Source organism: Klebsiella oxytoca NBRC 105695 (assembly GCF_001598695.1).
In the GTDB taxonomy this organism is placed as follows: domain Bacteria; phylum Pseudomonadota; class Gammaproteobacteria; order Enterobacterales; family Enterobacteriaceae; genus Klebsiella; species Klebsiella oxytoca.
This window is the reverse complement of record NZ_BCZK01000005.1, coordinates 315,631-340,053: the sequence shown is the minus strand read 5'-3', so window position 1 is coordinate 340,053 and position 24,423 is coordinate 315,631. Positions and strand designations below refer to the sequence as shown.

The 24,423-nt window shown below is 54.9% G+C and carries 20 protein-coding genes and 1 other annotated feature; of the genes, 10 read left to right on the top strand and 10 right to left on the bottom strand.

Translation table 11 applies throughout. The features are described from left to right. Positions 1–266: 266 nt before the first annotated feature. Complete coding sequence (gene topA, locus KO1_RS11490; protein ID WP_004101389.1) at positions 267–2,864, bottom strand: type I DNA topoisomerase; 2,598 nt, start codon at positions 2,862–2,864, stop codon at positions 267–269. Between the two features lie 409 nt (positions 2,865–3,273). On the opposite strand from topA, the gene KO1_RS11485 reads away from it, so the two are divergent. Continuing rightward, a complete protein-coding gene (locus tag KO1_RS11485) occupies positions 3,274–3,525 on the top strand; it encodes a YciN family protein (protein WP_004101388.1) in 252 nt (83 codons plus the stop codon). Between the two features lie 54 nt (positions 3,526–3,579). Here the strand turns inward: KO1_RS11485 and sohB are convergent, their stop codons facing one another. Then, complete coding sequence (gene sohB / locus KO1_RS11480) at positions 3,580–4,626, bottom strand: protease SohB (RefSeq protein ID WP_016808521.1); 1,047 nt, start codon at positions 4,624–4,626, stop codon at positions 3,580–3,582. 254 nt (positions 4,627–4,880) lie between these two features. Between sohB and KO1_RS11475 the strand changes: the two genes are divergently transcribed. Continuing rightward, positions 4,881–5,642: a YciK family oxidoreductase gene (locus KO1_RS11475; protein WP_004101383.1), complete on the top strand. Its 762-nt coding sequence runs from the start codon at positions 4,881–4,883 to the stop codon at positions 5,640–5,642. Then, positions 5,639–6,229: a cob(I)yrinic acid a,c-diamide adenosyltransferase gene (gene cobO, locus KO1_RS11470; RefSeq protein ID WP_004101381.1), complete on the top strand. Its 591-nt coding sequence runs from the start codon at positions 5,639–5,641 to the stop codon at positions 6,227–6,229. The genes KO1_RS11475 and cobO overlap by 4 nt, the downstream gene beginning before the upstream one ends. On the opposite strand, the gene KO1_RS11465 is transcribed toward cobO, so the two are convergent. The 6 genes from KO1_RS11465 to rnm all read right to left on the bottom strand — a co-directional run bounded on the left by KO1_RS11465 (position 6,201) and on the right by rnm (position 13,874). Continuing rightward, positions 6,201–7,175: a helix-turn-helix transcriptional regulator gene (locus tag KO1_RS11465; protein ID WP_004101380.1), complete on the bottom strand. Its 975-nt coding sequence runs from the start codon at positions 7,173–7,175 to the stop codon at positions 6,201–6,203. The genes cobO and KO1_RS11465 overlap by 29 nt on opposite strands. A gap of 26 nt (positions 7,176–7,201) precedes the next feature. Then, complete coding sequence (locus tag KO1_RS11460) at positions 7,202–9,550, bottom strand: beta-glucosidase (protein ID WP_004101379.1); 2,349 nt, start codon at positions 9,548–9,550, stop codon at positions 7,202–7,204. An 18-nt stretch (positions 9,551–9,568) separates the two neighbouring features. Next, a complete protein-coding gene (locus KO1_RS11455; protein WP_004101378.1) occupies positions 9,569–10,930 on the bottom strand; it encodes an MFS transporter in 1,362 nt (453 codons plus the stop codon). Between the two features lie 165 nt (positions 10,931–11,095). Beyond that, positions 11,096–11,983 carry a 23S rRNA pseudouridine(2605) synthase RluB gene (rluB, locus tag KO1_RS11450; protein WP_004101377.1) on the bottom strand — a complete coding sequence of 296 codons (888 nt, stop codon included), beginning with the start codon at positions 11,981–11,983 and terminating at the stop codon, positions 11,096–11,098. A 391-nt stretch (positions 11,984–12,374) separates the two neighbouring features. Continuing rightward, on the bottom strand, positions 12,375–12,995 hold the full coding sequence (locus KO1_RS11445; RefSeq protein WP_004101372.1) for an L-threonylcarbamoyladenylate synthase: 621 nt from the start codon (positions 12,993–12,995) through the stop codon (positions 12,375–12,377). Positions 12,996–13,004: 9 nt separating this feature from the next. Further along, complete coding sequence (gene rnm / locus KO1_RS11440) at positions 13,005–13,874, bottom strand: RNase RNM (protein ID WP_004112415.1); 870 nt, start codon at positions 13,872–13,874, stop codon at positions 13,005–13,007. Between the two features lie 227 nt (positions 13,875–14,101). Next, positions 14,102–14,197, top strand: a sequence feature (Trp leader region). Positions 14,198–14,233: 36 nt separating this feature from the next. On the opposite strand from rnm, the gene KO1_RS11435 reads away from it, so the two are divergent. From KO1_RS11435 to trpA, 5 genes are read left to right on the top strand one after another with little or no spacing between them, the layout of a single operon-like run. Then, positions 14,234–15,796: an anthranilate synthase component 1 gene (locus KO1_RS11435; protein ID WP_024274052.1), complete on the top strand. Its 1,563-nt coding sequence runs from the start codon at positions 14,234–14,236 to the stop codon at positions 15,794–15,796. Beyond that, a complete protein-coding gene (trpD, locus tag KO1_RS11430) occupies positions 15,796–17,391 on the top strand; it encodes a bifunctional anthranilate synthase glutamate amidotransferase component TrpG/anthranilate phosphoribosyltransferase TrpD (RefSeq protein ID WP_024274051.1) in 1,596 nt (531 codons plus the stop codon). Before KO1_RS11435 ends, trpD begins: the two co-directional genes overlap by 1 nt. Before the next feature lie 3 nt (positions 17,392–17,394). Then, on the top strand, positions 17,395–18,753 hold the full coding sequence (gene trpCF, locus KO1_RS11425) for a bifunctional indole-3-glycerol-phosphate synthase TrpC/phosphoribosylanthranilate isomerase TrpF (RefSeq protein ID WP_024274050.1): 1,359 nt from the start codon (positions 17,395–17,397) through the stop codon (positions 18,751–18,753). A gap of 9 nt (positions 18,754–18,762) precedes the next feature. After that, positions 18,763–19,956 (top strand): tryptophan synthase subunit beta, encoded by a 1,194-nt coding sequence (gene trpB, locus KO1_RS11420; protein WP_004101367.1) that lies wholly within the window; start codon positions 18,763–18,765, stop codon positions 19,954–19,956. Further along, positions 19,956–20,765, top strand: coding sequence for a tryptophan synthase subunit alpha (gene trpA, locus KO1_RS11415; RefSeq protein WP_023329580.1), 810 nt, complete (start codon positions 19,956–19,958; stop codon positions 20,763–20,765). Before trpB ends, trpA begins: the two co-directional genes overlap by 1 nt. Positions 20,766–21,349: 584 nt before the next feature. Here the strand turns inward: trpA and KO1_RS11410 are convergent. Continuing rightward, positions 21,350–22,204: a helix-turn-helix domain-containing protein gene (locus tag KO1_RS11410; protein ID WP_004101365.1), complete on the bottom strand. Its 855-nt coding sequence runs from the start codon at positions 22,202–22,204 to the stop codon at positions 21,350–21,352. A 341-nt stretch (positions 22,205–22,545) separates the two neighbouring features. On the opposite strand from KO1_RS11410, the gene KO1_RS11405 reads away from it, so the two are divergent. Both KO1_RS11405 and KO1_RS11400 read left to right on the top strand, forming a co-directional pair. After that, the gene (locus tag KO1_RS11405; protein WP_004101364.1) at positions 22,546–23,166 is read left to right on the top strand and encodes a helix-turn-helix transcriptional regulator; all 621 of its coding nucleotides are present in this window, start codon (positions 22,546–22,548) and stop codon (positions 23,164–23,166) included. 205 nt (positions 23,167–23,371) lie between these two features. Continuing rightward, positions 23,372–23,617: a YmjA family protein gene (locus tag KO1_RS11400; protein WP_004101363.1), complete on the top strand. Its 246-nt coding sequence runs from the start codon at positions 23,372–23,374 to the stop codon at positions 23,615–23,617. A gap of 116 nt (positions 23,618–23,733) precedes the next feature. On the opposite strand, the gene ompW is transcribed toward KO1_RS11400, so the two are convergent. Next, positions 23,734–24,372: an outer membrane protein OmpW gene (gene ompW, locus KO1_RS11395; protein ID WP_004101362.1), complete on the bottom strand. Its 639-nt coding sequence runs from the start codon at positions 24,370–24,372 to the stop codon at positions 23,734–23,736. Between the last annotated feature and the right edge of the window lie 51 nt (positions 24,373–24,423).

Sequence of the window (24,423 nt, the reverse complement as noted above, 5' to 3'; positions counted from 1 at the left end):
TCCGGCTGGCAATCCAGTCTGGCTCTGCCTCTCTGCGACTCGCCATTTAGACGCCACAACGTATCCTGAAGACGATGATGTATAAGACGATTTGATAATAAAAAAGAGATTAGCTATAACCACTATATCATTTATATCTACTATGTATAGATACTAACAAAAAATAATAAGACAGTTATAAGGCGGGAGATAAAAAAGCTGATTAACGTGGGAGATCAGTCACCTGGGAAATGAATGAAGGGCCGCAACGCGGCCCTCAGGAGAGGTTATTTCTTCGCTTCGGTCCATTTACCGTCGATATAGAAGGCTGACCAGCCGGTCGCTTTACCCTCTTTCTCAGAAGCAACGTACTGCTGTTTAGTTTTGCGGCTAAAGCGCACCAGCGTTTTGTTGCCTTCCGGATCCTGCTGCGGCGCATCGGCCAGATAGCGCAGCTTCTCAGGCAGACGATCGCGGAAGCGGAACAGCTCTTCCACAAGCGGCGCGCGAGTTTCGCGGGATTTCGGGAAAGTATTGGCGGCAAGGAATACGCCCGCCGCGCCATCGCGCAGGACGAAATAGGCGTCTGACTTCTCGCACGGCAGTTCCGGCAGCGGAACCGGATCTTCTTTCGGCGGAGCCACTTCCCCATTACGCAGGATCTTACGGGTGTTTTTACACTCGTCGTTGGTGCAGGCCATGTACTTACCAAAACGCCCCATTTTCAGGTGCATTTCGGAGCCACATTTCTCACACTCAACGATCGGACCGTCATAGCCCTTGATGCGGAATTCGCCCTCTTCAATCTCGTAACCATCGCAGGTCGGGTTATTACCGCAGACGTGCAGCTTGCGCTTCGGATCGATAAGGTAGCTGTCCATTGCCGTGCCGCATTTTTTACAGCGACGTTTGGCCCGCAATGCATTGGTTTCGGCGTCATCGCCTTCCAGCACGTTGAGGACTTCGTTTTCCGGCACCAGGTTAATGGTGGTTTTGCAGCGCTCTTTCGGCGACAGCGCATAGCCCGAGCAGCCAAGGAACACGCCGGTGCTGGCGGTCCTGATCCCCATCTTGCGCCCGCAGGTTGGGCAGTCAATGCTGGTCAGCACCATAGGGTTCGGCTGCATGCCGCCCTCTTCCGGATCTTTCTCTGCCGTTTGCAGCTGCGAAGTGAAGTCCCCGAAGAAGCTGTCGAGCACCTGCTTCCACTCGGCCTGATGGTTCGCCACCTGGTCAAGACGGTCTTCCATCTGCGCGGTGAAGTCGTAGTTCATCAGATCGCGGAAGTTCTCTTCCAGTCGATCGGTGACGATTTCGCCCATTTTTTCCGCATAGAAACGGCGGTTTTCCACTCGTACGTAGCCGCGATCCTGAATGGTCGAAATGATTGACGCGTAGGTAGACGGACGGCCGATGCCGCGTTTTTCGAGCTCTTTAACCAGCGAGGCTTCGCTAAAACGCGCCGGCGGCTTGGTAAAGTGCTGCGCTGGCGTCAGTTCGACCAGGCTCAGGCTGTCGCCCTTATTGACCAGCGGTAAAGTACGATCTTCATCGCCTTTACGCAGGGCTGGCATCACCTTAGTCCAACCGTCAAAGCGCAGCGTACGGCCGCGGGCTTTCAGTTTGAAATCGCCGGCTTTTACCGTCAGCGTGGTGGAGTCGTACTGCGCAGGAGTCATCTGACAGGCGACAAACTGGCGCCAGATCAGCTGATACAGTTTCTGCGCATCAGATTCCATATCTTTTAAGGTTTCGGCCAGCACGTTGACGTCGGAAGGACGAATAGCTTCGTGCGCCTCCTGCGAGTTTTCTTTGCTGGCGTACTGATTCGCGCTCTCCGGCAGATACTTCTTGCCGAAGTTATCGCCAATGTAGCCGCGCACCATGCTCAGCGCATCCTGGCTCAGGTTCGTCGAGTCGGTACGCATATAGGTAATGTGTCCCGCTTCATAGAGTCGCTGGGCCATCATCATGGTTTTCTTCACGCCGAAGCCAAGACGCGTGCTGGCGGCCTGCTGCAGCGTGGAAGTGATAAACGGCGCGCCCGGCTTGCTGCTGGTCGGTTTGTCTTCACGCTCCAGCACGCTGTAGCTGGCTTTTTCAAGCAGCGCGACGGCCGCCATGGTTTCATCACGGCTTACCGGACGGAATGGCTTATCGCCGTTGTGCGTTACCTGCAGCGGCAATGCATCGCCGCCTGGGGTGGTGGTGCTGGCGTCAACTTCCCAGTACTCTTCCGGAACGAACGCTTTAATTTCGCGCTCGCGCTCGACCACCAGACGTACCGCAACCGACTGGACGCGGCCTGCGGACAGACCGCGGGCAATTTTTTTCCACAGCAGCGGAGAAACCATATAGCCCACCACGCGGTCCATAAAGCGACGCGCCTGCTGAGCGTTAACACGGTCAATATTCAGTTCGCCCGGCTTTTCGAAAGCCTGACGGATAGCATTCTTGGTAATCTCGTTGAACACCACGCGGCTATAGCGCTGTTCATCACCACCGATAACTTCCCGCAGGTGCCATGCAATGGCCTCCCCTTCGCGGTCAAGGTCGGTTGCGAGATAGATGTGGTCGGCTTTTTCCGCCAACTGTTTGAGTTCAGAAACGACCTTTTCTTTACCCGGGAGTATTTCATAGTGCGCATTCCAGTCATGCCATGGGTCCACGCCCATACGGTTGACCAGAGCGCCGCGTTCATCCTTCTTAGGCTTTTTAGCCCCTTTGGTGGAGGTAGAGTCGGCGCTCTTTTTAGATGCTGAGCCACTGGTCGGCAAATCGCGGATATGACCGACGCTGGACTTAACCACGTAGTCATTACCCAGATACTTATTGATCGTTTTGGCTTTTGCCGGGGACTCAACGATAACGAGAGCTTTACCCATATTCACCTTTACCTAATTTGATTCATCCAGGAATACATCGCACATTGATTCACCATCCACTGGCGACACGTCACAACCTATGTTGCGTCGTTGTCGATGGATATCAACCCTTTGCACCGGTTTCACATCCATAAAACCAGATAGCTGAGTTTGCTGGCTTTTTCTCGCCAGGCGACATAGCACGAATAATTTTTGGCCGAATGTCAAGCAAATCTGTTGCCAGATCGCTGAAAGCGTCACACTGTACCTGATAAAATTCGTTACGCAACTTTATTAGCATGCAAAAGCAAATCCCGCCACTAACTGATGTTTATTCGGCGCCTGCAATTACCCCTGTAAGATCAATGGAAAATTTGCCCCTCGCCGTCGCGCGGCGTAGACTACCCGCGAAGAATCACAGGAGGCATTTATGCAAGGTACAACCCAACCCATCGATCGCCAGACGCTTCTGGAAAAAGCCAACAAACTCATTCGCGAACATGAAGATACGTTAGCCGGGATCGAGGCCACCGACGTCGTGCAGCGTAACGGCGTGCTGGTGTTCAGCGGCGAGTTTTATCTTGATGAGCAAGGACTGCCCACGGCGAAAAGTACGGCGGTATTTAATATGTTTAAATACCTCGCGCACGAACTGTCTGATAAGTATCACCTGGCGGATTAACACTTCTGCCCGACCCTGACGAAAACGCGAGGCCGAAGCCTCGCGTTGTCTGGATTACATCAGCGGTTTTTGCCCGCGCTGCCACCAGCGTAGCAGGAGTTTATCAGCGCTTTCCGCGGCGCTACCGGTAAAACGATCGAGCATTTTCTTACGCTGCTGATAGCGCACGCCGATCACCTCGTGTTTATCCATCAGACCCAACAGTAGCTCATCGCTGGTTTCCACCGCATCCACAAGCCCCTTCTCCAGCGCCTGAACGCCGTACCAATGTTCGCCAGTGGCTACCTGTTCAATATCGAGTTCGGGACGCATCTGGTGAACAAAATCTTTGAACAGTCGATGGGTATCGTTGAGGTCTTCGCGGAACTTCTGACGCCCTTCTTCGGTATTTTCGCCCAGCATCGTCAGGGTACGTTTGTACTGGCCTGCCGTATGCAGCTCAATATCGATATCTTTATTCTTCAGGAAGCGATGAAGGTTCGGGATTTGCGCGACGACGCCAATAGAGCCAAGGATAGCAAACGGCGCACAGACGATTCTGTTCGCCACGCAGGCCATCATATAACCTCCGCTGGCCGCGACTTTATCTACCGCCACCGTTAGCGGGATCTGTTTGTCGCGCAGACGCTGCAGCTGTGAAGCGGCAAGACCATAGCCGTGAACCACGCCGCCGGGGCTTTCGAGGCGAATGACCACCTGATCGCGCGCCTTTGCCGCCGCCAGGACCGCGGTGATCTCTTCGCGCAGACTGCTGACTTCATGCGCATCCATGCTGCCTTTAAAATCGATCACCCAGACGCGCGGTTTGGCGTCCGGCTCAGGCGTTCCCAGCTTCGCCCGCGCCTTAGACGCCTTAGCTTCCTGCTTAAGCTTTTTCTTTTGCGCTTTATGCCACAGCTTCTGCTGCGGCGCATCGAGCAACGAAACCGCCAGCTCTTCCTTCATCTCCTTATATTGCTCGCTAAGATTGGTTACCCGCAGCTCGCCGCGCTGTTTTTTGCGCTGAGTCAGGTTAACAATAATGGCGACGATAACCGCAATTGCGACAACGATGGTCGCGATTTTGGCCAAAAACAGGCCATATTGAGCAACTAATTCCACGTTTTCACCTTGTGTAAACCACTGACGTTGGCGCACAGTGTACATCAGCCGTCGGCGAGAAGTCTTTGTGCTTTGTGTCGCGTGCGAGGCGCCTTCCTGTTTTTTTCAGCGACGATGAAATCGTTGCAAGATATTAATTCCGCGAAGAGTTTCCGCTTCGCCGATTGCATTAGCGGGCGCTTTCAGGCATAAAGCGCAAAAGTGAGATACCGAACAGCAAGCGCGATCGTCAGCAGATCGCCCGAGGAGTCGCCGTGCACTATCAACCGCAACGTCACCTGTTACAGGACCGCATCATCCTGGTTACTGGCGCCAGCGACGGCATTGGCCGTGAAGCCGCCCTGACCTATTCCCGCTATAGCGCCAGCGTTATTCTGGTCGGACGCAATGAAGAGAAACTGCGCGGCGTCGCGCAAGAGATTGAGCAGGCTGGCGGCATTCCCGCCAGCTGGTTTACTCTCGACCTGTTAACCTGCACGCCGCAGGAGTGCCAGCAGCTGGCGCAGAAAATAGCCATCCACTACCCGCGCCTCGACGGAGTGCTACATAACGCGGGTCTGCTGGGCGACGTTTGCCCGATGGATCAACAAAAGCCGGAAGTGTGGCAGCAGGTGATGCAGGTGAACGTGAACGGCACCTTTATGCTCACCCAGGCCCTGCTTCCTTTATTACTCAAATCCGAATCGGGTTCGCTGGTCTTTACCTCCTCCAGCGTCGGCCGCCAGGGACGTGCGAACTGGGGCGCTTACGCCGCGTCGAAATTTGCTACCGAAGGCATGATGCAGGTGCTGGCCGAGGAGTATCAGAACCGCCATCTGCGGGTCAACTGCATTAACCCAGGCGGCACCCGCACCAAAATGCGCGCCAATGCGTTCCCGACGGAAGATCCGCAAAAATTGAAAACCCCCGCTGATATCATGCCGGTATACCTGTGGCTGATGGGCGACGACAGTCGTCGTAAGACGGGAATGACTTTTGACGCCCAGCCGGGCCGCAAACCAGGAATCGCACAATGAGTGATGAACGCCACCGCGAACGCCAGCAGCGGGTAAAAGACAAAGTTGACGCTCGCGTCGCCGCCGCGCAGGAAGAGCGCGGTATCGTGATCGTTTTTACCGGCAACGGTAAGGGTAAAACGACTGCCGCCTTCGGTACGGTCACCCGCGCCGTCGGGCACGGTAAGAAAGCTGGCGTCGTGCAGTTTATTAAAGGCACCTGGCCGAACGGCGAGCGCAATCTGCTCGAACCCCACGGCGTCGAGTTTCAGGTGATGGCGACCGGTTTTACCTGGAATACGCAGGATCGCGAAAGCGATACCGCCGCCTGCCTCGCGGTCTGGGAGCACGGGCGCCGCATGCTGGCCGATGAAAGCCTCGATCTCGTTTTACTGGACGAGCTCACCTATATGGTGGCCTACGACTATCTGCCGCTGGAAGAGGTGCTTACCGCGTTACGCAACCGTCCGGCGCAGCAGACGGTGATTATTACCGGACGCGGCTGCCACCGTGAAATTACCGAACTGGCCGATACCGTCAGCGAACTACGTCCGGTGAAACACGCGTTTGATGCCGGTATCAAAGCGCAGATGGGGATCGACTACTAGCCACCAGCCGCTCAAGCAGCGCATGGTTGAGCGGCAGACACAGGCAATCCTCCCCCGGAGCCAGTTCGCTTTCGACAATATTTTGCCGTGAAACGAAGCGCTTGCGATATTCGGTCGGCGTAACGCCGCAGTATTTATTAAAGGCGGCAATCAGGTATTTATGCTCCTGAAATCCGCAGCTGTGGCTAATCTCGGTAATCGGCGTACGGGTATCGCGCAACAGCGTGCGGGCTTTGTTTAGCCGCACCAGCGTCAGATACTCTTTAAAATTATAGCGACTCACCTTTTTAAACAGCCGCGAAAACCAGGAGTAGCTCATCCCGCTATGGCAGGCGACCTCGCTCAGCGTCAGCGGCTGGTCAAAGTGTTGATTGATAAAATCTATGCCTTTTTTGATCATCGCCTCGTCGCGCAGCGAACTTTCGCCGCGCTGCGTCGGCTTGCCAGCAGAGACTAACGCATCCAGTAACAGATAAATGGCGGCGATACGCTGAAACGGCGCAGGGTTGTCGATCAGCTGTTTCAGTAACCCCGCCAGCCGCTGATGCACTTCACTGTCCGCCGCAGTGTAAGATCGTCCGCAGGTACTCCATTCCAGCTGCGGCGAGGGGTGAAGTTCGTCAAACAGGCCGGGCGAAAACTGAACGGTGACCAGTTGGCTGCCCGCCGCCTCCGCGTTGAGGGAATGAACCTCTTCCGCATTGATGTACAGCATGTCCCCCTGCGCCAGCTCCAGGCTCTGCTGGCCGACGGCGAGCGTAAACCGCCCTGCCAGTACGGTAATCAGCTCAGGAGCCGGATGCCAGTGCGGCTCGCAGTAGCGAACCTCCGCGGCAAACACGTTCAGCTTCTCGGCATCGAAGGCAATCAGCTCGTAGCCGCTGTTCGCCGTCTGTCGTCCGCTCTGCGTGAGCGAACCGGGGTGAGTCACTGAAAAAGGAAACATGCGCACTCTCCTGTCATTGGCAACGATCAGCGCCCTGTCAGCACGGCGTTAAGTTCGTCGCGCTCAATATCCAGCGCCAGAAACTCGGTCAGCGCAATCAGCAGCCCGCAGAACAAATCCGGCGCCAGGCGGATCAGTTTTTCACGGACCTGTTCCGCAGGCATCTGGCTCTTATCGGCAATCAACTTGACTACCCGGGCAAAAGCTTCCGGCTGCTGAATCAGCTGCTGCAGCGAATTATCATCGCGAAGCGGGACGTACCGCTGCGGGCAGTCCACTTCGATTTCCGCCGTCAGCGGCAGATCCCGCGATGAGCCGCCGACTCGGATCTGCCAGAGCCCCGGCGTCACGACCCAGTCGCCGAGGCCAGGATGATAGCAGGCCAGGTCGCCGATGGGCAGCTGCAGGCTGACCCGGCGGCACTCCCCTGCGGCCAGCGCCACTTTACTGAAGGCTTTTAATGACTGCACTTCGCGAATCAGCTCTCCCTGAGGCGCGCTCACGTACAGCTGAACTATCTCCTTGCCTGCATACTCTCCGCAGTTGGTCAGATCGAACGAAACGGTAAGCGTCTCGCTTGCGCCTACACGGGAGGCTGAGAGCGCAATATTATCGTAAGCAAACCGGGTATAACTTAAGCCAAAACCGAAGGGAAACTGCGGCGTCAGACAACGCTTGTCGTAATAGCGATAGCCGACAAAAAGCCCTTCTCCGTAATGATGGCGCAGGTTTTCGCCCGGATAGTGCAGCCAGGCCGGCGTTTCCTCCAGCGTATTGGGCACCGTCACCGTCAATTTACCGCAAGGGTTGCGCTGGCCGAAGAGGATTTCCGCAACCGCGCGCCCCATTCCTTGTCCGGCAAAAAACGTTTCCAGCAGCGCCTTGCACTCGCCAAGCCACGGCATCACCACCGCATCGCTATTTGCCAGCACCACTACGATATTCGGCTGGACTGCCGCCACTTCGCGAATCAACCGTTCATGCACCGGCAGAATATTCAGATCCTGACGATCGCCATTTTCACCATCTTCACCCACGGCGGTACTGACGAAAATCACCGCCACGTCAGCTTCCTGAGCGACCCGGCAGGCCTGCGCCAGCGCCTGTTCATCGCTGCGCAGATCGTCCGGCGCGCCTACGGCCCATGAGACGCTAAAATCGTCCCCGGCGAGATCGAAAATTTCATCCAGCGGGCGGTCGAGCAGATACGGCACCGTTGTCGCGCATCCGGACCCCTGGATCACCGGCTCCTGGGCTGGTTTACCCAACACCGCAATACGCGGTGTTTTCTCCGGATGCAGCGGCAGCAGTCTATCTTCGTTTTTCAGCAAGACAATGGATTCGCCGGCCAGGCGCTGCGCCAGCGCGTGGTGCGCCGGGAAATCGGCTCGCGTTTCCGGGCGGCGATGGCGCTGAACCTTGTCGAGCAGTTTCAGCATGCGTAGACAGGCGCGGTCTACCACCGCCATCGGCACCTCTGCGGATTCAATAGCCGCCAGCAGAGTTTGTTTATCGCGGCGGGTTTCCGGCATCGCCAGATCGTTACCCGCCATCAGCGATGCCGGGCGATCTTTAATACCGTACCAGTCGGACATGACCAGGCCGTCATATCCCCACTCATCGCGCAATACCTGAGTGAGTAAAAACGGATCCTGCGAAGTTTGTACGCCGTTAAGACGATTGTACGAAGACATGACCGTCCACGGCTGGGATTTTGTAATCGCCCGCTGGAAACCCGCCAGGTAGATTTCCCGCAGCGCCCGTTCTTCAATGATCGAATCCATTTCCGTACGACGGTACTCGGAGTTGTTCGCCGCAAAGTGTTTCAGGCTGGCGCCGACGCCCTCCTGCTGCAGACCGTTGATCAGCGCAGCAGCAATGTCGCCGCTGACCACCGGGTCTTCGGCATAATATTCATAGCCTCGACCAGCCAGCGGCGTACGGCGGATGTTAATGCCCGGTCCGAGCAGAATCCCAACCCCCATATGCTGGCACTCTCTTCCCAGCGCCTGCCCCATCTGATGCACCAGTTCAACGTCCCAACTGCAGGCCAGGCTGGAACCGTTAGGAAAGCAGGTCGCCGGGAGCGACGTACTGAAGAGCGCCTCGCTTCCCCCTTTCGCGGTAGGTTCTTCCGCGCTGGCCTGGTCTGCTGTTTGGGTGATGACCGAAATAAAATCATCCATGCTCCACTTTTCCCGGCCATCAATCTGCGCGCTGCTGTAGCGAACGCCATAGGTACCGTCGGTCATAATGATATCTTCGATACCGTGCTGCGGCAGCGACGCGGTACGCCACAGGCCGCTGCCGGTCAGTAGCGCCACTTTATCTTCGATGCTCATCGCGGCGAGGGTGGTATTAAAATCGTTATTCATCTCTCTGGCTCCCTGAGGTTAAAGCGCGTTCTGTTTACGCAGGCTGATTTTTTGCACAATATCGCGATAGGTTTTTTCATCCAGCGAATAGCACGCGACAAATATGGCGCTGAGAGCAAACATCGCGCCGGGGAATAGCGTCATCAGTACGTTAATACCGTTAATTGCGCTGGCAGTAATGTTACCCGCGTCATAGTGATAATAGTCCAGCATCCATCCCGCACAGCCGCCGCCGATAGCCATTGCTATTTTGGTGATGAAATTAAAGAAGCCGTAGATGGCGCCTTCGGTACGCACCCCATGGTGCCACTCGGCATATTCCACGGTATCGGCAATCATTGACCACATGGAAACAAAGCCCATCCCCAGCGTAATGCTATACAAGCATACCCCGGTCATAATCAGCCAGATATTGTCGCCAGCGATAAAATATTGCATAAGTACGCCGACAATGCCGATCAACAGCGCCACCAAAGTCATTTTCTTTTTACCTATCAGCGCAATGATTTTTTCCGAAATAACGGTGCCGACAATATACGCTGCGGACTGAATCATAAAGAAGGTCGACGTAAAACCTTCGCTGCCAATAATGTATTTAATGAAGTAAATAGCAATCGCCATCCACACGGTATAGGCAATATAAAAAAAGACGGTAAACATCGAGAGGTTAATAAGCGGCGCATTGCCTGCCACCGCCTTCAACATTTCCCGCAGCGTCGGCGCGGGAGTTTCCTCTTCCTCGCCAACGCGCTCTTTGGTCATTCCGAAACAGGCAAGGAACAAAAAGGTCGCCAGCAGCGCAAAGCAAGAGACCGCAAAGACGTAGCCCAGTTGCTTATCACTAAACGGGGAAATCAGCATATCGGCAGTAGTGGAAACAATCAGATAGCCAACAATCGCCAGCACAAACCGGTATACCGATAGCGATGAGCGGGAGGCTTCATGCTGGGTCAGACGATTAGTCAGCGCCGAATAAGGCGTATTCACCGCCGTATACGCCAGGCAATAAATGGTATAGGAGATCAGCGCAAAATAGAATTTTGCCTCACCGCCGAATGGCACAAAGCAGAGCACCGTTAAAAAGCCGAGCGGAATTGAGCCATATAACAACCACGGGCGTAGTTTACCGTAACGGCTGTGGGTTTTATCGATGGCAAAGCCAATCAGAATATTAAAAGCGGCATCAACCACGCGCGCAATAACAAAAATCAGGCTCGCCTGTACGGCGCTAATGCCGTAAATGTTGGTATAGAAAAAGAGTAAGAACAGAGAAACAAAACCGAACGATAAATTAGAGGCAAAATCACCAAAGCCATAACCTATTTTTTCTTTAACGCCGATAACCACATAGCTTGCCGATAGTTTTCCTGCTGTATCCATTTTAGGCTACCTGTTTTTGTAATCAGTGGCCTCAGTATATGGCGTTGCCTGGCGCACCGCTTTGCGTTATTTGTCCGGGGATTTCCTGTTTTTTGTCTTTATGCAGAAGTGTGAAAGGAGTCACAGGAGGAAGAATTCCGGCGGTAACCGCCGGAACTGAAATTATTAACCGTTACCGTTATTACGGCTGCTGGAGCGACGGTTGTTATTATTATTGCCCATCTGACTGTGGCGCTTAACCGCACGGCGGATCTGGTTCGCTTTCATACGGCGACGGTCTTTTTCAACCGCAACCTTAGAGCTGGTTTCCGGCGCAAGTTCGACCAGCTCGCGCAGGTAGTTGGTCTGCGCCAGGTCCAGCTCGGTATAGCCGCCGCGCGGCAGGCCTTTCGGCAGCAGAATATCGCCATAGCGCACGCGGATCAGGCGGCTGACCTGCACACCAACTGCTTCCCACAGGCGGCGAACTTCGCGATTACGGCCTTCCGTAAGGGTGACGTTGTACCACTGGTTGATCCCCTCGCCGCCGGTAAACTTGATAGTTTTAAACGCCGCCGGGCCGTCTTCAAGCTGCACGCCGCGAGCCAGCTGGCGCAGCTTGTCATCATCGATCTGCCCGAACACGCGCACCGCGTACTCACGTTCCACTTCGCGGCTCGGGTGCATCAGGCGATTCGCCAGCTCACCGTCGGTGGTAAACAGCAGCAGACCGCAGGTATTAACGTCCAGTCGGCCAACGGCAATCCAGCGCGCGCCGCGCAGCTTTGGCAGGCGATCGAACACCGTCGGACGTCCTTCCGGGTCATTACGGGTACAGAGTTCGCCTTCCGGCTTATAGTAAGCCAGCACGCGACAAATCTGTTCCGCAGACTCTTTCACCGAAATCAGGTGACCGTCGATGCGAATTTTTAAACCCGGGACAATTTCAACGCGATCGCCAAGGGTGGCGATTTTGCCATCGACGCTGACGCGGCCAGCTTCGATTTTGGCTTCGATTTCACGGCGGGAGCCGTGGCCAGCGCGGGCCAGCACTTTTTGTAATTTCTCGCTCATTGAGCTTCCTTAAGGTGTCGCCTTCCCAGGCGTCTGGTATACTTCGAAAAACAGGGAGTCGGATAGAATTCAACCTAACACCCTGTTCTGTAAATAAATGATGCATCGGCTCGTGTCGTTTTTTATGTCACCGCAGCAGACATAACAGAGACACGCCTCTCGCGTGGCCGAACATGGTACACGAACTTGAGGATGAATGCTTCTTTGCATTACGCACATAGCACAACTTACCACGCGCCTCGGTGCAGGCGCATGGCAAGCAGACAGATGCCAGGCGGCATCATAGCTTCTTTTAAAGTGGATAAAACATCAGGCAGCGCTGAATGTCAGTATAAAGCAAACGGCAAGATGGTGTTCGCTGTATCCCCTTCCTTCCCTGGAAACAGGGCCATTACAGGAACGGCGTCACGTCACCCACGCCTTCACGCACCACCACCGGTACGTCTTCAGTAAGATCGATAACCGTGGTCGGCTGTTGTCCCAGATAGCCGCCGTGAATAATCAGGTCTACCTGCTTCTCCAGACGATCCTTGATCTCTTCCGGGTCGGATTCGGTAAAATCACTGCCCGGCAGCATCAACGAGGTGGAAAGCATCGGCTCGCCGAGCGTTTCCAGCAACATCTGGGCAATCGGATTTGACGGTACGCGCATACCGATGGTTTTACGCTTATCCTGCAGCAGACGGCGCGGGACTTCTTTGGTGCCCTTAAGGATAAAGGTGTAATTACCCGGCGTATTATTTTTAATCAGACGGAAGGCGACGTTATCGACGAATGAATAGGTCGACAGCTCGGACAGATCGCGGCACATCAGGGTAAAGTTGTGGCCGTTTGGCAGATTACGAATTCGGCAAATCCGCTCCATCGCGCCTTTATCTTCAATTTTGCAGCCTAAGGCGTAGCCGGAGTCGGTTGGATAGACGATCACCCCGCCTTTACGCACGATGTCCACCGCCTGGTTAATCAACCGCGCCTGTGGGTTTTCCGGATGGATATAAAAAAACTGGCTCATACTTCCCTCTCAATTTTGTTCTACGGCCACTTCCCAACTGCGCCAGATCCCTTCTACGCCAGCGGGTAGCCAAAGTTTGCGGCCCAGCTCGATCCACGGACAGGGCTGATGAAAATCAGACCCCTGCGAGGCATGAAGGCCATACTGCACGGCGTAAGCGGCAAGCTGAGCCCGCTCGTGCGGCGCCTGCTGACACTGGGCGACTTCCATCGCATCGCCTCCCTGCTCGCTAAAGTGGGCCAACAGTCGTTTCAGCCACTTGGCAGAGAGGTCGTAGCGTCCGGGATGGGCAATGACCGCTTTACCGCCGGAATGATGAATGACATCAATCGCTTGTTTTATTGTACACCACTGAGGCGGAACGTAACCGGTTTTCCCGCGCGCCAGATACTTCTTAAAAACGTCAGCCATATTGTTGGCATAGCCGGCCTCCACCAGAAAGCGGGCGAAGTGGCCGCGGGTTACCGCGCCGCCGTCAGCCAGCTTCAGCGCCCCTTCCCAGGCGCCAGGGATCCGCGCTTTTTCCAGCCGCTCTGCAATCTGCTGTCCCCGCATCTGGCGGCGCGCTTTCTGCTCATCAAGCAGCGCGGTCATTGCCGGATGGGCGATATCAATATTCAGCCCGACAATATGGATTTCATGGTTTTCCCACAGCGTGGAGATTTCCACTCCGGATATCAGCGTCAACGGTAAACCGGCGCGTTCAATCTCCGCCCGGGCCGCGGGGATCGCCGCCACGGTATCGTGATCGGTTATCGCCAGGGTGCCGACGCGCATCTGATGCGCGCGATGGACAAGTTCTTCTGGAGTCAGTCGCCCGTCAGAGGCAATGGTATGGCTGTGCAGGTCGTAAATCACTGCGTAGTTGGTGTTGCTCAAGATGACTCCTGCTGGACATGAACCTGTACCCGTCATACTTTAAGTCACAGGCAAATTGACTGATGTTCTGCAGCTTAAGGGATTAAGGATAGTAATAAGCGCATCATCATACCGACTGATAGAGAAAATCTGCAAACGGGGGTTGACTTTAATCTCTCGGACTAGTTAACTAGTACGCAAGTTCACATGAAGGGGTATCATCAATGAAAACGCAACTCATCACTCTGCACGGCTGGTGGCGCACCTCCTGTTATCGGGCGGCGTGATCGCGTTTTGCACTCAGCATACAGATACCCGGCCCGCCAATGAGCGGGCTTTTTATTGGACAAATTATTACAGCGAACAGGCGACAACAAACAATGCAAACATCAAAACCGGCACTCGAGCTTCTCACCAGCGACGCCATCTATCGGGAAAACCCGACGGCGCTATTCCACCAGCTATGCGGCGCGCGTCCCGCCACCCTGCTGCTGGAATCCGCGGATATCGACAGTAAGGATGATTTGAAAAGCCTGCTGCTGGTGGATAGCGCGCTGCGTATTACCGCACTAGGTGACACTGTCACTATTCACGCACTTTCCGCTAACGGCACGGCGCTGCTGGAGCTGTTGGACAGCGCTCTGCCTTCAGGCATTAATAACCAGCGTCAGCCAAACGGTCGGGTATTAACTTTCCCGCCGGTCAGCGCGCTGTTAGATGAAGATGCCCGTCTGTGTTCACTGTCGGTATTCGACGCCTTTCGCCTGCTGCAGGAACTGATTACCGTACCGCAGGACGAACGCGAAGCCATGTTCTTCGGCGGTCTGTTCGCCTATGACCTCGTCGCCGGCTTTGAAAACCTACCGCCGCTGGAAAGCGACACTGCCTGCCCGGATTACTGCTTCTACCTGGCGGAAACGCTGCTGGTTATCGACCATCAGACTAAAAACACGCGCATTCAGGCGAGCCTGTTCACCCCGCTGGAAAGCGAAAAGCAGCGTCTGCTGCAGCGCATCGCTCAGCTTCGTCAACAGCTGAACGAACCGCCGGCGCCGCTGCCGGTGACGACGGTAGCCGAGATGCGCTGCGATTGCGACCAGAGCGACGAAGAGTACGGCGCCGTGGTGCGTAAAATGCAGCGCGCCATCCGCGCGGGCGAGATTTTCCAGGTGGTACCTTCGCGCCGTTTCTCGCTGCCCTGCCCGTCGCCGCTGGCCGCTTATGATGTGCTGAAAAAGAGCAACCCCAGTCCGTACATGTTCTTTATGCAGGACAACGACTTCACCCTGTTCGGCGCTTCGCCGGAAAGCTCGCTCAAGTACGATGCCAGCAATCGTCAGATTGAAATCTACCCGATAGCCGGTACCCGTCCGCGCGGCCGCCGCGCCGATGGTTCGTTGGATCGCGATCTTGATAGCCGCATTGAGCTGGAGATGCGCACCGACCATAAAGAGCTTTCCGAGCATCTGATGCTGGTTGACCTTGCGCGTAACGACCTCGCGCGCATCTGCACGCCGGGAAGCCGCTACGTTGCCGACTTAACCAAAGTCGACCGTTACTCCTTCGTGATGCACCTTGTCTCCCGCGTGGTTGGCGAGCTGCGCAGCGATCTCGACGTTCTGCATGCTTATCGCGCCTGTATGAATATGGGCACCCTCAGCGGAGCGCCGAAAGTGCGCGCCATGCAGCTCATTGCCGCTGCCGAAGGCAAGCGCCGGGGCAGCTACGGCGGCGCGGTGGGCTACTTCACCGCCCATGGCGACCTCGATACCTGCATCGTCATTCGTTCTGCCTATGTGCAGGATGGCGTCGCCACGGTGCAGGCCGGCGCCGGTATCGTGCTCGACTCTGTTCCCCAGTCAGAAGCGGATGAAACCCGCAATAAAGCTCGCGCGGTGCTGCGCGCTATCGCCCAGGCCCACCACGCGAAGGAGATTTTCTAATGGCCGACATTCTGCTGCTCGATAATATCGATTCTTTCACCTATAACCTGGCAGACCAGCTGCGTTCGAACGGCCATAACGTGGTGATTTATCGCAATTCCGTCCCGGCGCAGGCGCTGATTGAGCGCATCGGCACCATGGACAATCCAGTACTGATGCTCTCCCCGGGCCCGGGAACCCCGAGCGAAGCGGGCTGTATGCCGGAGCTGCTGACCCGCATGCGCGGTAAGCTGCCGATTATCGGCATCTGCCTCGGTCACCAGGCGATTGTCGAAGCCTACGGCGGCTACGTCGGCCAGGCCGGTGAAATCCTTCACGGCAAGGCTTCAAGCATTGAACACGACGGCCAGGCGATGTTTACCGGTCTGAGTAATCCTCTGCCGGTCGCCCGCTACCACTCGCTGGTGGGCAGCAATATCCCGGCCGGACTAACGATCAACGCCCACTTTAACGGCATGGTCATGGCGGTGCGTCACGGCGCGGATCGCGTCTGCGGCTTCCAGTTCCATCCTGAATCGATTCTGACCACCCAGGGGGCGCGTCTGCTGGAACAGACTCTGGCCTGGGCGCTGCAGAAGCTGGAACAGACGAATACCCTCCAGCCGATTCTGGAAAAACTGTATCAGGCAGAAACCCTGAGCCAGCAGGAGAGCCACCAGCTGTTTTCCGCAGTGGTGCGCGGCGAAGTGAAGCCTGAGCAGCTGGCCGCCGCGCTGGTCAGCATGAAGGTACGCGGCGAGCATCCGCAGGAGATCGCCGGCGCCGCTACCGCGCTGCTGGAAAACGCCGCGCCGTTCCCGCGTCCGGATTATCCGTTTGCCGATATCGTCGGTACCGGCGGCGACGGCAGCAACAGTATCAATATTTCAACCGCCAGCGCGTTTGTGGCTGCCGCCTGCGGCCTGAAGGTCGCCAAACACGGCAACCGCAGCGTGTCGAGCAAGTCCGGTTCTTCCGACCTGCTGGCAGCATTCGGTATCAATCTCGATATGAATGCCGATAAATCTCGCCAGGCGCTGGATGAACTGGGCGTTTGCTTCCTGTTTGCGCCGAAATACCACACCGGTTTCCGTCACGCGATGCCGGTACGCCAGCAGCTCAAAACCCGTACCCTGTTCAACGTGCTCGGGCCGCTGATCAACCCGGCGCATCCGCCGCTGGCGCTGATTGGCGTCTACAGTCCGGAACTGGTGCTGCCGATTGCGGAAACCCTGCGCGTGCTGGGCTACCAGCGAGCCGCCGTGGTACATAGCGGCGGTATGGATGAAGTATCGCTGCACGCGCCGACGGTGGTCGCGGAGCTCAGCAACGGTGAAATCAAGAGCTACCAGTTGACCGCCGCCGACTTCGGCCTGACGCCGTATCATCAGGAGCAGCTGGCAGGCGGCACGCCGGAAGAAAACCGTGACATTCTTACGCGCTTACTACAAGGTAAAGGTGAAGCCGCTCACGAAGCCGCCGTTGCCGCCAACGTCGCCATGTTGATGCGTTTACATGGACGCGAAGACCTGAAGGCCAACGCGCAGCAAGTCATCGATGTGCTGCACAGCGGAGCGGCCTATGACAGAGTGACCGCATTAGCGGCAAGAGGGTAAATAATGCAGACCGTTTTAGCAAAAATCGTGGCCGACAAAGCGATTTGGGTAGAAGCCCGCAAACAACAACAACCGTTAGCCAGTTTTCAAAATGAAGTGGTACCGACGCAGCGCAATTTTTACGATGCCCTCGCCGGCACCCGCACCGCATTTATTCTTGAGTGCAAAAAGGCCTCGCCATCAAAAGGCCTGATTCGCGAAGATTTTGACCCGGCGGCCATCGCCGGCGTCTACAAGCACTATGCCTCGGCTATCTCAGTGCTTTGCGATGAGAAGTATTTCCAGGGCAGCTTCGATTTTCTGCCGATGGTCAGCAAGGTCGCGCCGCAGCCGATTCTGTGTAAGGACTTTACTATCGATCCTTATCAAATCTACCTGGCGCGCTACTACCAGGCTGATGCCTGTCTGCTGATGCTTTCGGTGCTGGACGATGAGCAGTATCGTCAGCTCTCCGCCGTCGCGCATAGCCTGAACATGGGCGTGTTGACCGAAGTGAGCAATGAAGAGGAACTGGAGCGCGCAATTGCGCTGAAGGCTAAAGTGGTCGGCATCAACAATCGCGATCTGCGCGATATGTCGATTGACCTCAACCGTACCCGAACCCTGGCACCCCGCCTCGGTCATGGCGTCACGGTCATCAGCGAGTCCGGCATCCATACTTATGCTGAAGTGCGCGAATTAAGCCACTTTGCCAACGGCTTCCTGATTGGTTCTGCCCTGATGGAGCATGACGATCTGAACGCCGCCGTAAAACGCGTGCTGCTCGGTGAGAATAAGGTCTGCGGCCTGACCCGCCCCCAGGATGCCCAGGTGGCATATGAATCCGGCGCGATCTATGGCGGATTGATTTTCGTTCCGACGTCGCCGCGAGCGGTGAACGAGGCTCAGGCGCAAGCGGTAATTGCCAGCGCGCCTCTGAGCTATGTCGGCGTGTTCCGCAATTCGCCGGTGGCGAAAGTGATTGCCCGCGCGAAAAATCTGAGCTTAGCCGCCGTGCAACTCCACGGTAGTGAAGACCAGACCTATATCGACGCCCTGCGCGCCGAATTACCGGGCAAGGTACAAATCTGGAAAGCCCTCAGCGTTGGCGAAACGCTACCGCCGCGCAATCTGAATCATGTCGACAAATACGTTCTCGACAATGGTCAGGGCGGCACCGGCCAGCGTTTCGACTGGTCTCTGCTGCAAGGCCAGGATCTGCGTAACGTTCTGTTGGCTGGCGGCCTCGGCGCCGATAACTGTGTTGAAGCCGCGAAAAGCGGCTGTGCCGGACTCGATTTTAATTCAGGCGTAGAGTCACAGCCGGGTATTAAAGATGCCAGCAAGCTGGCCTCGGTGTTTCAAACGCTGCGCGCATATTAAGGAGCAACAATGAGTACTTTACTGAATCCCTATTTCGGCGAATTCGGCGGGATGTACGTTCCGCAGATCCTGATGCCTGCCCTGCGCCAGCTGGAAGAAGCCTTCGTCAGCGCGCAGAAAGATCCGGCATTCCAGGCCGAATTTAGCGACCTGCTTAAAAACTACGCCGGTCGCCCGACGGCGCTGACCCAATGCCGTAACCTCACCGAAGGTACGCGCACGACCCTGTATCTGAAGCGGGAAGATCTGCTGCACGGCGGCGCACACAAAACTAATCAGGTGCTCGGCCAGGCGCTGCTGGCAAAACGCATGGGCAAAACGGAAATTATCGCCGAAACCGGCGCCGGTCAGCACGGCGTTGCCTCAGCCCTTGCCAGCGCCCTGCTCGGCCTGAAGTGCCGCATCTATATGGGCGCCAAAGATATCGAACGCCAGTCGCCGAACGTCTTCCGCATGCGCCTGATGGGTGCGGAAGTGATCCCGGTACATAGCGGCTCATCCACCCTGAAAGATGCCTGTAACGAGGCTTTGCGCGACTGGTCAGGCAGCTATGAAAAAGCCCACTACATGCTTGGCACCGCCGCTGGACCGCATCCGTTCCCGACCATCGTGCGTGAATTCCAGCGCATGATTGGCGAAGAGACTAAAGCGCAGATCCTGGAGAAAGAAGGACGCCTGCCGGATGCGGTTATCGCCTGCGTTGGCGGCGGCTCCAACGCTATCGGCATGTTCGCTGACTTTATCGACGACACCGCCGTTGGCCTGATTGGCGTGGAGCCCGCCGGACATGGGATCGAAACCGGCGAACACGGGGCGCCGCTTAAGCACGGCCGCGTGGGCATCTACTTCGGTATGAAATCGCCGATGATGCAGACCGATGAGGGGCAGATTGAGGAGTCCTACTCCCTCTCCGCCGGTCTGGATTTCCCGTCCGTTGGCCCGCAGCATGCTTATTTAAACAGCATTGGTCGCGCCGATTACGTGTCGATTACCGATGATGAAGCGCTGGATGCTTTTAAAGCGCTCTCCCGCCATGAAGGGATTATTCCGGCGCTGGAATCCTCCCATGCCCTGGCGCACGCGCTTAAAATGATGCGCGAAAACCCGGAAAAAGAGCAGCTGCTGGTGGTTAACCTCTCCGGCCGCGGCGATAAAGACATCTTCACCGTACACGATATTTTAAAAGCGCGAGGGGAAATCTGATGGAACGTTATGAGACGCTGTTTGCACAACTGAAAGCTCGCCGGGAAGGCGCGTTTGTTCCCTTCGTCACCCTCGGCGACCCTAATCCTGAGCTGTCGCTGAAAATTATCGATACGCTGATTGAAGCCGGTGCCGACGCGCTGGAGCTGGGCATTCCTTTCTCCGACCCGCTGGCGGATGGCCCGACGATCCAGGACGCCACCCTGCGCGCTTTTGCCGCCGGGGTGACGCCCGCGCAATGCTTCGAGATGCTGACGGCGATTCGCCAGAAGCACCCGACGATTCCAGTCGGGCTGCTGATGTACGCCAACCTGGTGTTCAGCCCCGGTATCGATGAATTCTACGCCGCGTGCGAACGCGCTGGCGTCGATTCAGTGCTGGTGGCCGATGTGCCGGTTGAAGAGTCCGCGCCGTTCCGCCAGGCCGCGCTGCGCCACAACATCGCGCCGATTTTCATCTGCCCGCCGAATGCCGATGACGATCTGCTGCGCCAGATCGCCTCTCACGGGCGCGGCTATACCTACCTGCTGTCGCGGGCGGGCGTAACCGGTGCGGAAAACCGCGCCGCGCTGCCGCTGCATCATCTGATTGAAAAGCTGGCCGAGTACAACGCCGCCCCGCCGCTGCAAGGATTTGGCATCTCTGCGCCGGAGCAGGTTACCGCCGCGATTGACGCAGGCGCGGCCGGGGCGATTTCCGGCTCTGCCATCGTCAAAATTATCGAGCGCAACGTGAACGACCCGCAGGCCATGCTGGCAGAATTAAAGACCTTCGCCCGCAGTCTGAAAGCCGCCACTAAAGCCGCCTGATGATGCTTTCCGTCCGGCCCTGGGCCGGGCGGTTATTTCAGCGGTAAGCTGTCGGCGTATTTACGCGTCAGACGAAACCGCGCCATCACCTCTTCTTGCGGCCATCCGGCCAACATCATAGCTATCGGCCGTTTTTGCGCCCGAGAGACATCCTTTTATGAACGGGACGGCTTCAAGGGGGATAGCAGCCTGTAAATGCCCGATGAACACCTCAATGTAAAAAGATCGCTGCCGCACAAAAATTGGGGTTGATATCTTAAATGAGAAATATTATCTTTCTCATTACCGAATAGTTGAGTAAACAACTCAGGTATTCGGTACGACATTGCTCACATTGCTTCCAGTATTTTTGCCCGCACTTGTGCGGGCTTTTTTTATGGCCGACATCCAGTATGTCCCTCCCGATAGCGCGCCGGACGCGGCCTCCAGCCGCGATCCGAAACACCTATTACCAGGAAAGCTGTCAGCCTACCCTCCAACTCTGTACGAATGTGGATAGCTGTGGTCTCTCGTGTCAATGCAGGGTCTGACTGGGTCATACCTTGCGGGCACCACTAGTGGCGGCAGAGAGCGTGAGCCAATCGCTAAAGATAGGCCACCGGGACAAAATACTGGATGGTGTAATAAGGCCGATCGTTTCCTGACGTCACGTTTTGCGGCTGAACAAAACGTTCGATATCGTAGCCCTCGCGGCGATACAGCCCGAGCTCAGGAAGATGTTTCATATAAACATTATTTGACAGTAAAACATAATCCTCCCAGCTACCGCTAAATTCCATGCCCAGGTATAAACCCCGCTTAGCGACCCTTATCTCGCGGAAAGGGCGTTCCCGTGAGCTTACTGGTGCACCAATAAAACTGCCGATGGTCACTTTATAGAGATTATCGGCGGCAGGTGAGAATTCAGAGAGGATATAGATGTCTCGCTCGCCGCCCGGCATTTCCGCCGCGATTTTCCGCCTGGTGACATTTTTCCTGGCGCAGATACCCTCGGCCAGGGAGAGCGTATAGGTGAAGCCATATCCAGAAAAGGTTTGCTCTTCGAGAAAACAAAGCCAGGGTACAGGCAGTCTGTCGCCCTGCGGCCCCACCTTCTGATAGAGCGCCGACATATCCCAGTATGCTGAATGTCGATACTGGCTGGGGCAGCGACCAAAGGCTTTTTTAAACTCGCGAGAAAAGGTTTGATGAGAGTCAAAATGCAGTGAGCAGGCAATAGATGAAATAGGTTGGTGAGTCAGCCTGAGTTTACCGGCAGCAAGCGTCATGCGGCGCATTCTGATATATTTGCCGACAGGCAGTCCGGCATATTCATGGAATATATTATAAACTGAACGCCGCGAATATCCCACGCCACGGGCGATATCTTCGACCGATGGATTTATTGTCAGGCGAGACTCAATCCATTCAACTATTTCATTAAAAACATTTTCTTTCATTGCGGTAAATGACATCCATATCAAATTTTAGCCCGTTGGTATTTTACCAGTAATTAAGTATTGACACTAAGCTTTTTGTGCATAATAAAAATTTATCGCGGAGCACATTCACAAAAATGGAGCCTGTAAACCCCAGCTATATGAAAAATAATATTTTTCTTAGAAAAATATCTCAAATCTCATTTTGCAGACAAATGTTGCTTTTTTTGCAGACCTACAATATCTTATTTTAAACTTTAAAAGCAGATCGCGACTATTAAGCTCACTTTTTTAACAGCTATATTTTTACCGGCATTCTTTTAAATCAGAGTGCATATATTAATAACTATGTGAATCTATGTATGCTTAATATTTTGATCAATACCAAAAACGTCTACTCAAAACACGCTATAAAACAAATGGTTATGGAGTCCATCACCACAGACGAAAACGTTATCTTTGAAGATAAGTACACTCAAAGCAACATTGCACAAGCACATATCATATTCACCGAAATGGAACCTGGAGAGATCTTTTTGTGCCATGATGAGTTGAAATATAAAAAAGAAAAAAGCTTGCTATTTATTCTTCAAGAGAAAAAAAGCGTATCCTCCAAAAGTGAAATTCCTAACTGCACAAAAGATTGTTTATTTTTATACAAATCCGATTCAATTCCTGTGATTACGGGGAAAATATACATTCATATAAATTTATTTTTATTAAGAGGATATGAAGATATTGCACCAAAGGTAAATCTTTGTATCAACTGCCCATGTAAATCAATAACCCATGCGCAGTCAAAAGTAATACATGCTCTCAGTCTTGGATTGAACCAAATGCAAATAGCCCGTGAGTTAAAAGTCAACTATAAAACCGTGTACTCGCATAAAAAAAACGTTATGCATGATTTTAAAATAAAAGGCACTCAGGATCTTAATAAATTCATGCATGTATTGAATAAAAGAAAACAATTTATTTCTTAGCTATCCACTCATCTGAGGGATCTTTGCAAAACCTGTAGCCACTAATAAGAGATCGTCAATACCGCTACGCCTGCCGTCACAGGCCGGCCAGGCCCGGTGCCGGCTATACAGTCTTTTTTCAGCGCGCTCCCGAGATAAAGCCCTACAGGAATGATAGTATTCAATGCAGTAAACGCAGGCACAACCTCTATCCCGGGAGCGATTTATGCACGAAGAAGTACCACTGAAATTTTACGACATTGCGGATGAGTATTCGACGGAGTCCGCCGAGCCCGTCAGCGAGTCAGAACGTGAGCCCCTGGCGCGCTATTTTCAACTGCTGATTACGCGGCTGATGAATAACGAGGAAATCAGCGAGGAGGCGCAGGGAGAGATGGCCATACAGGCGGGGATTGATGAACAGCGGATCGATGATATCGCGGTATTCCTGAATAAATGGGGTAATGAGTAGCGGCCGGTCAAGCCGTTTTGCAAAGAGCAAAAACAAATACCACATCATCGTTGGCGACAACGCTTTGCGCGAACGAGAAACAAAGCTGGTCATGACGACCAGCTTTGAGCAAGAGTTTAGAACCGATAACCCGCAGAGAACATAAACACCCACGGATCCAGGCGAATACTGTCGTGCTGCTGCGCGCCCGCCAGCTTATAGTTGGCGGTGGTGTCGATATCCATGTACCACACCGACATGTTAATCAGCCAGTCGCGGTTAATCAGATAGTCCATCCCCACCTGCCCCGCGGCTCCCCAGGAGTCTTTCAGGCTCAGGTCAGAAATGCCCGTCTTTTTACCCGTATCGTTCACGCTTTCGTCAAAGAAAGTCGTGTAGTTGATACCTGCGCCAATATACGGACGCAGCTTGCTGCTGGCGTCGCCAAAGTACCACTGTGCCATTAGCGTCGGTGGTAAATGATGAACGGTCGCAATATTGCCGGTTGCCGCCGTTCCGACTTTGTGGCGGAACGGCGTGGCGGCCAGCAGCTCTACGCCGATGTTGTCCGTCGCCATATAGGTGAACGTCAGGCCCAGTTGAGTATTATTGCTAACGTTAAAGCCCCCCAGACTGCCTAACGTTCCGCCCGCGCCTTCTGATGGTCTGACCGTAGCCGAACCCGCACGGATAAAGAATTCCCCAGCTTCATGCGCCCAGACGCTACCGGTGGAAAGCGTGCCCAGAATAACAACCGCCGCTGCTAACTTTTTCATACCCACTTCCTCATTATGGTTATTCAGCGCAAGAATATACCCATAATGAGT

Bases quoted from the DNA above. Each gene is read 5' to 3' on its own strand.
- topA (WP_004101389.1), bottom strand. From the start codon at position 2,864: ATGGGTAAAGCTCTCGTTATCGTTGAGTCCCCGGCAAAAGCCAAAACG.
- KO1_RS11485 (WP_004101388.1), top strand. From the start codon at position 3,274: ATGCAAGGTACAACCCAACCCATCGATCGCCAGACGCTTCTGGAAAAA.
- cobO (WP_004101381.1), top strand. From the start codon at position 5,639: ATGAGTGATGAACGCCACCGCGAACGCCAGCAGCGGGTAAAAGACAAA.
- KO1_RS11465 (WP_004101380.1), bottom strand. From the start codon at position 7,175: ATGTTTCCTTTTTCAGTGACTCACCCCGGTTCGCTCACGCAGAGCGGA.
- KO1_RS11460 (WP_004101379.1), bottom strand. From the start codon at position 9,550: ATGAATAACGATTTTAATACCACCCTCGCCGCGATGAGCATCGAAGAT.
- KO1_RS11455 (WP_004101378.1), bottom strand. From the start codon at position 10,930: ATGGATACAGCAGGAAAACTATCGGCAAGCTATGTGGTTATCGGCGTT.
- rluB (WP_004101377.1), bottom strand. From the start codon at position 11,983: ATGAGCGAGAAATTACAAAAAGTGCTGGCCCGCGCTGGCCACGGCTCC.
- KO1_RS11445 (WP_004101372.1), bottom strand. From the start codon at position 12,995: ATGAGCCAGTTTTTTTATATCCATCCGGAAAACCCACAGGCGCGGTTG.
- KO1_RS11435 (WP_024274052.1), top strand. From the start codon at position 14,234: ATGCAAACATCAAAACCGGCACTCGAGCTTCTCACCAGCGACGCCATC.
- trpD (WP_024274051.1), top strand. From the start codon at position 15,796: ATGGCCGACATTCTGCTGCTCGATAATATCGATTCTTTCACCTATAAC.
- trpCF (WP_024274050.1), top strand. From the start codon at position 17,395: ATGCAGACCGTTTTAGCAAAAATCGTGGCCGACAAAGCGATTTGGGTA.
- trpB (WP_004101367.1), top strand. From the start codon at position 18,763: ATGAGTACTTTACTGAATCCCTATTTCGGCGAATTCGGCGGGATGTAC.
- trpA (WP_023329580.1), top strand. From the start codon at position 19,956: ATGGAACGTTATGAGACGCTGTTTGCACAACTGAAAGCTCGCCGGGAA.
- KO1_RS11410 (WP_004101365.1), bottom strand. From the start codon at position 22,204: ATGAAAGAAAATGTTTTTAATGAAATAGTTGAATGGATTGAGTCTCGC.
- KO1_RS11405 (WP_004101364.1), top strand. From the start codon at position 22,546: ATGCTTAATATTTTGATCAATACCAAAAACGTCTACTCAAAACACGCT.
- KO1_RS11400 (WP_004101363.1), top strand. From the start codon at position 23,372: ATGCACGAAGAAGTACCACTGAAATTTTACGACATTGCGGATGAGTAT.
- ompW (WP_004101362.1), bottom strand. From the start codon at position 24,372: ATGAAAAAGTTAGCAGCGGCGGTTGTTATTCTGGGCACGCTTTCCACC.